Annotated in this window: 10 protein-coding genes and 1 pseudogene (1 of these 11 only partly in view); 7 read left to right on the top strand and 4 right to left on the bottom strand. The window is 68.8% G+C overall.

Annotation, left to right across the window (positions count from 1 at the left end; genetic code table 11):
* A pseudogene (gene ppc / locus K789_RS23265) lies at positions 1-1,358 on the bottom strand (phosphoenolpyruvate carboxylase) (it extends 1,458 nt beyond the left edge of the window).
* 218 nt (positions 1,359-1,576) lie between these two features.
* Positions 1,577-1,849, bottom strand: a complete 273-nt coding sequence (locus K789_RS26240; protein WP_024367525.1) for a hypothetical protein — start codon at positions 1,847-1,849, stop codon at positions 1,577-1,579.
* Between K789_RS26240 and K789_RS0115335 the strand changes: the two genes are divergently transcribed.
* Both K789_RS0115335 and K789_RS0115330 read left to right on the top strand, forming a co-directional pair.
* Positions 1,848-2,459, top strand: coding sequence for a TetR/AcrR family transcriptional regulator (locus K789_RS0115335; protein ID WP_024367524.1), 612 nt, complete (start codon positions 1,848-1,850; stop codon positions 2,457-2,459). The two genes, K789_RS26240 and K789_RS0115335, sit on opposite strands and share 2 nt — an antisense overlap.
* Positions 2,456-3,298, top strand: a complete 843-nt coding sequence (locus K789_RS0115330; protein ID WP_024367523.1) for a DUF1684 domain-containing protein — start codon at positions 2,456-2,458, stop codon at positions 3,296-3,298. Before K789_RS0115335 ends, K789_RS0115330 begins: the two co-directional genes overlap by 4 nt.
* 9 nt (positions 3,299-3,307) lie before the next feature.
* Here the strand turns inward: K789_RS0115330 and K789_RS0115325 are convergent, their stop codons facing one another.
* Together K789_RS0115325 and K789_RS0115320 are read right to left on the bottom strand one after the other, a co-directional pair.
* Positions 3,308-4,534 carry an acyl-CoA dehydrogenase family protein gene (locus tag K789_RS0115325; protein ID WP_024367522.1) on the bottom strand — a complete coding sequence of 409 codons (1,227 nt, stop codon included), beginning with the start codon at positions 4,532-4,534 and terminating at the stop codon, positions 3,308-3,310.
* Positions 4,531-5,364 carry an SDR family NAD(P)-dependent oxidoreductase gene (locus tag K789_RS0115320; RefSeq protein WP_024367521.1) on the bottom strand — a complete coding sequence of 278 codons (834 nt, stop codon included), beginning with the start codon at positions 5,362-5,364 and terminating at the stop codon, positions 4,531-4,533. Before K789_RS0115320 ends, K789_RS0115325 begins: the two co-directional genes overlap by 4 nt.
* 228 nt (positions 5,365-5,592) lie before the next feature.
* Here K789_RS0115320 and K789_RS0115315 point away from each other — a divergent pair, with 228 nt between their 5' ends.
* From K789_RS0115315 to K789_RS0115295, 5 genes are all read left to right on the top strand, one after another.
* A complete protein-coding gene (locus tag K789_RS0115315; RefSeq protein ID WP_024367520.1) occupies positions 5,593-6,837 on the top strand; it encodes a glycoside hydrolase family 76 protein in 1,245 nt (414 codons plus the stop codon).
* A 166-nt stretch (positions 6,838-7,003) separates the two neighbouring features.
* Positions 7,004-8,059: an iron ABC transporter substrate-binding protein gene (locus tag K789_RS0115310; RefSeq protein ID WP_024367519.1), complete on the top strand. Its 1,056-nt coding sequence runs from the start codon at positions 7,004-7,006 to the stop codon at positions 8,057-8,059.
* Positions 8,060-8,224: 165 nt separating this feature from the next.
* Entirely contained in the window at positions 8,225-9,661 is a 1,437-nt protein-coding gene (locus K789_RS0115305) for an ABC transporter permease (RefSeq protein ID WP_237739616.1), read from the top strand.
* Positions 9,658-10,833 carry an ABC transporter ATP-binding protein gene (locus tag K789_RS0115300; protein WP_024367518.1) on the top strand — a complete coding sequence of 392 codons (1,176 nt, stop codon included), beginning with the start codon at positions 9,658-9,660 and terminating at the stop codon, positions 10,831-10,833. The genes K789_RS0115305 and K789_RS0115300 overlap by 4 nt, the downstream gene beginning before the upstream one ends.
* 94 nt (positions 10,834-10,927) lie before the next feature.
* A partial coding sequence (locus K789_RS0115295; protein ID WP_029705129.1) for a glycogen debranching N-terminal domain-containing protein occupies positions 10,928-11,433 on the top strand: 506 nt, incomplete at its 3' end.

Raw genomic sequence — 11,433 nt, 5'->3', positions numbered from 1 at the left:
CTGAGTTCCGCGTACCGGACGCCGGGGCCGCCCAGGCGGTCCATGAGCTGCCCGACGGCGTCGTGGTGGTGGTCGGCGTGCTCGCGGATGTCGAGGGTGGCCAGGTGCAGGCCAAAGGAGGCGATGGCGCGGCGGGCGCGGGCCAGGGCGCCGTCGGCGGCGAGCGCGGCGTGGTGGTTGCGGAGCGAGCGCTCCAGCAGGCCCAGCTCGGCGAGGAGCTCCGCGGTGGCGGTGTAGTCGCGGCCGTGCTCGTGCGCCGCCCCGGCTGAGACGCGCCGGGCGGTGTTGAGCAGTTTGGCCTTGATGCAGGTGAGTTTGAGCCGGTAGGGCTCCTGCGCGTTCAGTTCGAGGACCCGGCGGTCCAGGCCGGGCAGGTTCTTGAGGTCGACGTCGATCGAGTCCAGCAGCTCCTGGTCCGCCCCGGCGAGCGCCGTGGAGTTGGAGAGGATGGAGATCAACCCGTCGATGAGGCCGATGCTGATCCGGACGGCGTGCTGGTTCTGGATCTGCAGGATTTCACGGGTGACAGCTGCGGTGACGTTGGGGTTGCCATCCCGGTCGCCACCGATCCAGGAGCCGAAGCGGATGGGCGCCCTTACGGCGGGGAGCGTGACGCCGTGTTCGCCGAGCAGATCGGAGAGGTCCGAGAGCATCTCCGGCAGGGCGTCGCCCAGGATGCCGGTGAGGTAGTAGATCGCATTCCGGGCCTCGTCCACCGGGGTGGGCCGGACCTGGCGGAGTTCGTCCGTCTGCCACATCTGGTCGATCACTTCGGCGAGGTGACGGTCCTGGCGGCGGCGGGCGGAGGTGCCCTCCACCGTGCTCTCGGCGAGGATGTCCGAGAGCCGGCGGACCTTATCCAGCACGGAACGGCGGGAGGCTTCGGTGGGGTGTGCGGTGAAGATGGGCCGGACGTCGAGTTCGTTCACGACTTCCTGCAGGACCGACGGGCCGGCCTGGCCTGCGATGTCGGTGACTGCCCTGGCCAGCCAGCCGTCCTTTTCCTGCCGGGTGCGCAGCCCGCGGACCCGGTGCACCTGCTCGGCGGCGTTCGCCAGGTGGAAGTAGAACGCGAATGCGCGGACCAGGTCGGTCGCCTGGTCCAGGGGCAGGGAGCCGAGCAGTTCGCGGACCTGGGCGACGACGTCGTACGAACTCCACGGCCCGGTGGCGTCTGCGCCGCCGCGGGCGGCTTCCTTGGACTCCTTGGTCAGCAGGCGCACCTGCTCGACGAGGTCCAGGAGCTCGGGACCGTGCTGGCGGACCAGGGATTCGCCGAGGAGGGTGGAGACCCGGCGGACGTCGGCGCGCAGTTCGGAGGCGAGATCGGTGCCGGAATTCGTTGCAGTGTCAGCCATGGAGACAATCTTTCGGGAGGACTTGGCTCGTACACTGCGCTGGATACTGTGAGCCCGGTTACTTTCTTCCTACAGGATGCTACCCGCCGCCGCGGCGGTCGGGGAATCCGTCTCAGATAGTGTCAGCGCCCCTCCCCCGGCCCGGGGTCCCATGTGACTCGCAGCTGTGGCCGTTTTGGGCCCTCAAAACGGCCACAGCTGCGAGTTAGTTGGGTGAACTAGCGGGCGATCTTGAAATTGAAGTCCGCTGTTCCGAGCGCACCCCAGAGCCGCAGCCAGATCGTCAGGAGCATCTCGGCGAAGCGTGCGACATCGATCTGGCCGTGGCTTTGATGCCACTGGGCGAACGGGGCGGCTCCCATCAGGTCCGGCTCGGTCCGCGCCAGGGTCGCCTGCGGGTCGCGGGTCCCGATGACGACGTCGTGGCCAGCTGCGGCCCGGGGATCCAGCGGGCAACCATAGACAGACTTGTCTGTGTAGCATGGAACCATGACTCCGACCGCCATCAGGACACCACAGGCCGTTCGGACACCCGCCGGGCAGGCGCGGGAAAAGATCCTTGCCACGGCCTTCCGGCTCTTCTACGCCCAGGGGCTCCGCGCCGCCGGCATCGATACGATCATCGCCGAATCCGGCGTCGCGAAGGCCACGTTCTACAAGTACTTTCCGGCCAAGGACGACCTGATCCTGGCCTACCTGGAGAAGGTGGACGGGGTCTGGACCGGGCAGCTCCAGGCCGCGGCGGAAGCCGCCGGGCCTGACGCCGCGGCCCAGCTCGTGGGGTTGTTCGACGCCCTGGCCAGCGCCTGCCGCCGCGACGGCTACCGCGGTTGCGCCTTCATCAACGCCGCGGCCGAGTCCGCCTCCGGGACCTGCGTCCACGAACGGACAGTGACCCACAAGGAGCACATCAGGGCCTGGATCCGTGACCTGGCCGTCCAGGCCGGCGCCCCGGACCCGGGCCAGCTCGCCCGCAGCCTGACCCTGGTGCTCGACGGCGGACTCGCCAGCGGCGTGCTCGACGCCGATCCTGCGGCGGCCACCGCCGCCCGCGACACCGCATCGCAACTTGTCGCCGCCAGCCTCGGGAGGAACCCGTGAACACAACACAGCCCGCCCCTGACGCCCAGCTCGCCCGCTGGCAGCGCTTCCGGAACAGCCGCAACACGGCCCTGGCCAGCGAGTACGGCTGGCTGACGCTGACCTCCTTCCAGTGGCTGGAGGACCGGCCTGCCGCCGTCGACCTCGCCCCCGGGCTCTGGTCCACCGACGGCACGACGGCGTTCCTCACCGCCGCCGCGGCCGAGGGCCTCACCCTCGTGGACACCGGCGAACCCGTGGAGGGCACCGTCAGCGCGGCGCTATCCAATGAGGAGTCGCTGATGTGGGTCCGCTACGGCGGCGCGGACGGCCGGCAGGTGGTGGTGGAGCTGGCAATGCGCGCCAACAAGTACGCCGTGCGCACCCGGGATTCGGCGTCGCCCGTGTTCACCGGGTTCGACGGCGTCCCCACTTTCGACTACCGGCCGGACCTCGTGGTCGAGGCCCGGTTTGTCCCGTATCCGGAGCCCGTGGACGTCCCCATCGGCACTGCCAATCCGCTGGTGGACGGGGTTCACCGTTCCGTGGGCGAGCTCGTTTTCCGGCTGCCCGGCAAGGACCACGAGTTCCACCTGCAGGCCGAGGAGGAAAAGCTCGGTGCCCTGACGGTCACGTTCCACGATGAGACCAACGGGGAAAGTACGGATGAGTGGCGCAAGGTCTCCACGGCCCGGCCGCGCGTCGACGCCCTCGGAAACCGCACGGTCATCCTGGATTTCAACCGGGCCATCAACTACCCGAGCGCCTTCACCCCGTACGGCACGTGCCCCATGCCGGTGAGGAACAACAGCCTGGACTACCGGATCGAGGCCGGCGAGAAAGAACCGGGCGAGTTCTAGCCGCCAGTTCTAGACGATCGCGGACACCCCGGTCACGGCACGTCCCACGATCAGCGTGTTGATCTCGAACGAGCCCTCGTAGGTGTAGATCGCCTCGGCGTCCGCGAAGATCTTGGCCATCCGGTAGTCGGTCACAATCCCGTTGCCGCCCAGCAGCGACCGGCCCATCGCCACGGTTTCGCGCATCCGGGCGCTCACATAGGACTTCGCCAGCGCCACCTGCGGCATGTCCGCGGCGCCCTGATCCTGCAGCTGCGCAATCCGGACCATCATCCCCATGCTCGCCACGGCGTTGCCGAGCATCGTGACCAGCTGCTGCTGGACCAGCTGGAATTTCGCCAGCGGCCGCCCGAACTGACGGCGTTCGACGGCGTACTGCCGGGCGACGTCGAACGCGGCCAGCTGCTGGCCGACGCCCTGCCAGGCAACCATGATCCGTGAACCGCGCAGCAGTTCATTGGTGTCCTCGAAGCTGTTGATCCCGGCGAAGCGGTCCGTCTCGGCCACCTGCACGTCCTTGAAAACAATGTCCGCGTTCTGCACCGTGCGCAGCGCGATCTTGTTCTCGATCCGGCTCCGGCTCACGCCGGGCAGGGTCGCGTCCACGATGAAGCCGCGGATGCCGCCGTTGGCCTCGTCGCGGGCCCACACGAGCATATAGTCGCAGAACGTCCCGTTGCCGATCCAGCGCTTGGCACCGTTGAGCACCCAGGTGTCGCCGCCGTCGGGAGCCCCGCCGGGAACCCGCCGGGCGACGGTCTCCATGCCGCCGGCCACGTCGGAGCCATGCTCCGGTTCAGTCAGCGCGAACGCCCCGGTGGTCCGGAGGTTCGCAGCGTCATCGAGCAGACGCGCCTTCTGCTCCTCGGAGCCGAAGCCGTAGAGCGACTCCACAAATAGATCGTGGTGGACCAGGAAGAACGTCGCCAGCGACGTGTCCACCCGCGTCATTTCGGCGATGACCACCCCGGCAAACAGGTTGCTGTAGCCGCGCTGGGCCGGGGCGCTAAGCTCGAGGGCGGCCAGCTTGGGCAGGATCTGCGCGGGGAACTCGGCCTTGTTCCACCACTCACCGGCGAAGGGCGCCACCTCGCGGGCCAGGAACTCCCGCAGTTCGGCCAGTTTTGCCTGTTCCGCAGCGTTGAGCATCGACTCGAAGTCGAAGAAATCGGCGGTCGGCAGCCCTGCGACGGAATCAGCCGCAGCGGGCCAATCGGCGAGTCCGGCCTGCCTCATTTCGGCCCCATCCGGATGGCGCCGTCGAGCCGGATGGTTTCGCCGTTGAGCATGGCGTTGTCCACGATGTGAGCGGCGAGGTTCGCATACTCGGCGGGCCGGCCCAGCCGGGACGGGTGCGGTACCTGCTGTCCGAGGGAGTCCTGCGCTTCCTGCGGCAGTCCCGCCATCATGGGCGTCTCGAAGATGCCCGGTGCGATGGTCACGACCCGGATCAGCGACCTGGCGAGTTCCCGGGCGATCGGCAGCGTCATCGCGTGCACCGCGCCCTTGGAGGCGGCGTAGGCAGGCTGGCCGATCTGGCCATCAAATGCGGCGACGGAGGCGGTGTTGATGATGACGCCGCGCTCCGGGCCGCCGAGCTCGGTCACGGCAGGCTCGGTGGCTGCCATCGCGGCCGCTGCAAGGCGGATGACGTTGAAGGTTCCCACGAGGTTGATCTGGATGACGCGGTTGAAGGTCTCCAGCGGCAGCACGCCGTCGCGGCCCAGGACTTTTCCGGGGGTGGCGATCCCGGCGCAGTTGACCACGATCCGCAGCGGGCCGAGGGCGACGGCGGCGTCGACGGCGGCCTGCACCTCGGCCTCGCTGGTGACGTCGGCGGGCACGAAGACGGCCTTGCGGGCCGGCTCCATCGGGGCGCCGGCAGCGGGGGCCCCTGACTGGACGTTCCCGCGGGCGTTCAACTCGGCGGCGAAGGCCTGCCCGGCGGAGCCAGGCAGGTCCACCAGGACGACCGAGGCGCCGGCGTCGAACAGGCGGCGCGCCGTCGCAGCCCCGAGGCCGGAGGCCCCGCCCGTAATCAGCGCGACTGTACCTTTGATGTCCATGCATCCTCCTTGATGTGGAACCGGAACCCGCCACGACACTGTGTGCAGCGTCACGAACTGACAGGGAACATTAGTTAGTGAATGTTAACTGGAATGCCGGCATTCCGCACCTTCACCCTGCGCCGCCGCCGTGGGGCAGCGCGGACATCCCCGCCGCAGGCCGGAATCGCCTGCCGCGACGCCGCAACGATCACACCCCGGACGCACTGCCGCTACTAGGCTGGAACCATGACCCCAGCAGACCTTTCCACCGCCCCCAACTGGTCGTTCCGGGCTGACGAGGCGGCGCGCTCGGTGACCCGGCTGTTCGGGCAGCGGCTGTTCTTCCTGCCGGGGACCCACATCGCCGCGATCGTGCGTCCCTCGGGCCGGCTCAGGAACCTGGCCCGGCCCTGGCACTACTGGTGGCAGGCGCACTATGTGGACTGCCTCGTGGACACCGGGCGACGCGAACTGGGCCCTGAGGGCCGGCCTGGAACACGGTTCGACGGCGAGAACCGGCCCAGCGCCGGCCGGCTCGCCTCCAGGCTTGTCACCGGGATCCGGATCCGCAACTTCCTCACCGTCGTCAACAACTACTACGACGACATGGCCTGGCTTGCGCTGTCCACGCTGCGGCTGGAGAATCTGGCCCGGGACAGCCGCAAGGAGGCCGGACGCCGCCGCAACGCCAAGGTCCTGAAGAGCCTCACGCTGCAGTTCGATTCCGCCTCCACCGACGACCTCGGCGGCGGCACCTTCTGGAGCAAGAAGCGGGATTTCAAGAACACGCCGGCCACGGCGCCGGTGGCGCTGTACTACGCCCGCACCGGGCAGCCGGCCAGGGCGCAGGCCCTGCTGGACTGGCTGGACGCCCGCCTGTTCGACCCCGAACAGGGTATGTACCGGGACGGCCTCCGGATCGCCCCCGGCGGCGATGTGGTGCTGGAAAGCGCCATCTACACCTACAACCAGGGTCCGGTCCTGGGCGCGCTGCTGGAGCTCGGCGGGGAGGCCAACCTGGGCCGGGCAGCCTCACTGGTGGCGTCGGTGGGGCACAGCCTCACCCTCCCCGCGCCCCTGATGGGGCGCAGCGCCACGGTCCTGCGGTGCGAGGGCACCGGCGACGGCGGACTGTTCACGGGCATCCTGGTCCGGTACCTGGCCCTGGCCGCCGTCGACGAGCGGCTTCCCGCCGGGACCCGGGCGACGGCCGCGATGCTCGTGAACGACACCGCCGAGGCCTTCTGGGAGGGCCGCCGCGTTATGTCGGCCCGGGAGCCGCTGGCCCGCAAGGGCGGCCGGATCCTGTTCTCCACCCGCCCCGAACTGCCGGCACGGCGCAGCTACCAGGCGGGCGCCGCCGTCGAACTTTCCACCCAGCTGCAGGCGTGGATGGTACTGGAAGCCGCCGCTTCCATCGCCGGACGCGTCGCGCTGGCGCCTGTCGAGGCGCCGGCGGAGTCCCCCACGGAATCACCCGCCGACAATTAGGTCACGCAATAGTTTCGTAATCGATGTGATCCTGATCACTTATGGCACCCTCAGCTTGGTTGCTTAGGTTTGGCTAACCTACAGTTTTTCCTAGTGAGCATGCCCTAACTTCCCCCGCTCACAGGGGGCTAGGGTTCCGAAGACCTTCCCTCCAGAAAGCAGCCCCATGAAGATCCGCAACAACGCGCTGGCAGGTATCGCACTTGCCGCCACCGCCGCGCTCGGCCTGGCCGCCTGTGGCTCCGGCACCTCCACGTCCCCCAGCGGCAGCGCCGCCGCTGACGGCAAGATCTCCGGTGAGATCACGGTCTACAACGCCCAGCACGAGTCCCTGACCAAGGAATGGGTGGACGCGTTCACCGCGGAAACCGGCGTCAAGGTCACCATGCGCCAGGGTTCGGACACCGAGATGTCCAACCAGATCATCCAGGAAGGCCAGGCCTCCCCGGCCGACGTCTTCCTCACCGAAAACTCCCCGGCCATGGCCCAGGTGGAAAACGCCGGCCTCTTCGCCGACGTCGACAAGGCGACCATCGGGCAGGTGCCCGCCGAGTTCCGGCCCTCCACGAACAAGTGGACCGGCATCGCGGCCCGCTCCACCGTTCTGGTCTATGACAAGGCCAAGCTGAGCGAAGACCAGCTGCCCAAGTCCATGCTGGATCTGGCCAAGCCGGAGTGGAAGGGCAAATGGGCGGCGTCGCCGTCCGGCGCCGACTTCCAGGCGATCGTCTCCGCCCTGCTGGAACTCAAGGGTGAAGCCGCCACCGAGGAATGGCTGCAGGGCATGAAGGAAAACTCCAAGGCCTACAAGGGCAACAGCACGGCCATGAAGGCGGTCAACGCCGGTGAAGTCGACGCCGCCCTGATCTACCACTACTACTACTACGGCGACCAGGCCAAGACCGGCGAGAACTCCAAGAACGTCACCCCGTACTACTTCAAGAACCAGGATCCGGGCGCGTTCGTATCTGTCTCCGGCGGCGGTGTGCTGAAGTCCTCGAAGAATGCCGCGGCGGCCCAGGCCTTCGTCAAGTTCATCACCGGCAAGAAGGGCCAGGAAGTCCTGCAGAAGGGCACCTCATTCGAGTACGCCATCGCCTCCGATGTCCCGGCCAACGAGAAGCTCGTCCCGCTGCCGGAACTGCAGGCACCGACGGTGGATCCGGCCAAGCTCAACTCCGCCAAGGTCACCGAGCTGATGACCAAGGCAGGACTGCTGTAACCACGTGACAACCAAGCTGGCGGCTCCCGAAACACCGGGGAGCACGACGACGGCGGGCAGGGGNNGGGCAAGCGCCCCCGCCCGCCTTTCGGCGTTTCTGTAATAGCGGTCCTGGCGGTCCTGATCGCCCTCTTCGCACTGATTCCGCTGGGCTACGTCATTGTCATGACGGTGGCCACCGGGTGGGACACCGCCGTGGAGCTGATCTTCCGGGAACGCGTCGGCGTGCTGCTGCTCAATACGGTCCTCCTGATGCTGGTCACCGTGCCGCTGTGCCTCATCCTCGGCGTGGGCGGCGCGTGGCTGGTGGAACGCACGCACCTCAAGGGACACAAGTGGTGGGCTGTGCTGCTCGCGGCCCCGCTGGCCATCCCGGCCTTCGTCAACAGCTACGCCTGGGTCTCCGCGGTGCCGTCGCTCGAGGGCCTGTGGTCCGGCGTGCTGATCGCCACGCTGTCCTATTTCCCGCTCGTCTACATTCCGGCCGCCGCCACGCTCAGCCGGCTGGACCCGGCCATCGAACAGTCCGCCGCGTCCCTGGGCCTCGGCGCCTGGCGCGCCTTCTTCCGCGTGGTGCTGCCGCAGCTGCGGATCGCGATGACCGGCGGCGCGCTGCTCGTGTCCCTGCACCTGCTGGCCGAATACGGCGCCTTCGCGATGATCCGATTCGACACCTTCACCACCGCGATCATGGTGCAGTACCAGTCCACCTTCAACGGCACCGCCGGGAACATGCTGGCCAGCGTGCTGGTATTCCTTTGCCTGATCCTGCTGCTGGTGGAAGTGCGCAGCCGTGGCAGCGCCCGGTACGCCAGGATCGGCTCCGGCGCCCAGGCCCGCGCCCTGCGACTTCCGCTGCACGCCTACCAGGTCCCGGCCCAGCTGTTCCTGATCGCGCTGACCGCGCTGGCTTTCGGGCTTCCACTGACCTTCGTGCTGCGCTGGATCTTCTCCGGCGGCCCGGAAATCTGGGCCGCGGACGAGTTCCTGCCGGCCCTGCTTCAGACCCTCACGTACGGCCTGGCCGGCGCCCTGGCCACCACCGTCGTCGCGTTCCCGATGGCGTACCTGGCCGTGCGGCACCCCAGCTGGTTCAGCAAGGCCCTGGAGCTGTCCAACTACATCACGAGCTCCATGCCGGGGATCGTGGTGGGCCTGGCCTTCGTGACTGTCAGCATCAAGGCGGCGCCCAACCTCTACCAGACCTCGGCACTGCTGATCGCGGCCTATGTGCTGCTGTTCCTGCCGCGCGCGCTGGTCAACATCCGATCCGGCCTGGCCCAGGCCCCGAAGGAACTCGACGAGGCCGCCCAGGCGCTCGGCAAGCCGCCGCTGCTGGCCTTCCTCCGGGTCACGCTGCGGCTCACTGCACCGGCCGCCGCGGGCGGTGCCGCGCTGGTGTTCCTGGCGATCGTGAACGAACTGACGGCAACACTCCTGCTCTCCCCCAACGGCACCAGAACCCTCGCCACCGAGTTCTGGAGCAAGAGCAGCGAAATCGACTACGCCGGGGCGGCACCGTACGCCCTGCTGATGATCCTGATTTCGGCACCGATGACCTACCTCCTCTTCCAGCAGTCCAAGAAAGCAGCGGGACAGTGACCGACTACAGCCCCTCCCGGCTCCCGGAACCGCGGATCGCGGCCTCCGTGGCCACCAGCACCAACAGCCACCTGCAAATCGACGCCGTCACCAAGAACTTCGGCGCCCAGGCCGTCCTGAAGGGCGTCAACCTCTCGGTGGGCAAGGGCGGCACGACGGCGATCGTGGGCCCCTCCGGCTCCGGCAAGACCACGCTGCTGCGGCTGATCGCGGGTTTTGAACACCCGGACACCGGCAGCATCTCGCTCGACGGCGCCAAAGTGGCCGGCGACGGCTTCTGGGTCCCGGCGCACAAGCGCCACGTGGGCTACGTGGCGCAGGACGGCGCCCTGTTCCCCCACCTGAGCGTCGGGCAGAACATCTCCTTCGGGCTCGACGCCGGCAAGCTCCCCGACGGCCACCGTGGTGTCAAAGACAAGGTGGCCGAACTGCTGGACATGGTCTCGCTGGACCCGGCCGTGGCCAAGCGGCGCCCGCACGAGCTCTCCGGCGGGCAGCAGCAGCGTGTGGCCCTGGCCCGTGCCCTCGCCCGCGAGCCGGAACTGATGCTGTTGGACGAGCCGTTCTCCGCCCTGGACGCGGGCCTGCGCGTGGCGACCCGCCGGGCGGTGGGCAAGGTGCTCCAGGACGCCGGCGTCACCACTATCCTGGTCACGCACGACCAGGGCGAGGCGCTGTCATTTGCAGACCAGGTGGCGGTGATGCGCGGCGGACGGCTGGCGCAGATCGGCAACCCGTTCATCGTCTACACCCGCCCAGCGGACCGCGCCACCGCCGAATTCCTGGGCGACGCCGTCATCCTCGATGCCTGGATGGAAGGCTCCCTCGCCACCTGTTCCCTGGGCGGCATCCCTGTCCGCCGGCCCCCGGCGCAGGGCCGGGTCCAGCTCATGCTGCGCCCGGAGCAGATCCGGATCGCCGAGGACGGCCCGATCCGCGGCGTTGTGGTGGACACCGATTACTTCGGGCCCGAAACCACGGTGCGGCTCAAGCTCGCCGTCCCGCCCGTCCTCGCGGAAGGCGCTGTGGCCGACCACCGCTACCCCGGCGGCGGCGAAGTCATCACCATCCGGCACTGGAACGCCTCGATCGCCCGCCCCGGCACCGAACTGTGCCTCCGCGTCGTCGGCGAAGCAGTGGCCTTCCCGATGGAAGACCTGCCGCCGGCTTAGCCAGGAACAGTCCCTCGTTTCCCTGCTCCGGCTCCGAGATCGGGGCCCCGCGGGCCCGTTGAGCCGGTCCGGTACCCGGCATAGGGTGGGGCGCATGACAGTCCAGCCAGCACTCCACCGCCAGCACTGCTCCGTTGCCGCCCCCACCCAGTTGTGGCTCGACGCCGAGGGGCGGCTGACCAGCGGCCCGGCCACCCCGGACGCGTCCGGCGTGGCGGGCGGCGGCTGGTTCACGGGCCTGCTGCACGGGGACACGCGGATGCTGTGCCGGGCAGAGGTACGGGTGAACGGCCACGAGCCGGAGCCCGCCACGGTCGAGGCGGAGCCCGGCGGTGTGCTGCGTGTGCGTGGACTGGTCCGCGGCATCCCGGGGGCCACGGAGGACCCCGCCGTCGAACTTCTCCAGACCTGGACGGTCACGCCCGGCGTCGTCCGGCACTCCCTGCAACTGCGCACCTCCCTTGAGGCTCTCGACGTGGAAATCGACATCCAGCTCGCCGCGGACTTCACCGACATGGCAGCCATCCGTCTCAGCCGTTTCCGTGAGCCCGCCGCACCGTTCTCCGCGGACGATTCCACGCTGCGCTGGCGCGACGGCGG

This window comes from Arthrobacter sp. TB 26 (assembly GCF_000427315.1).
In the GTDB taxonomy this organism is placed as follows: Bacteria; Actinomycetota; Actinomycetes; order Actinomycetales; family Micrococcaceae; genus Arthrobacter.
The sequence above is the reverse complement of the archived record's forward strand: the minus strand, read 5'-3'. Positions and strand labels throughout refer to the sequence as shown.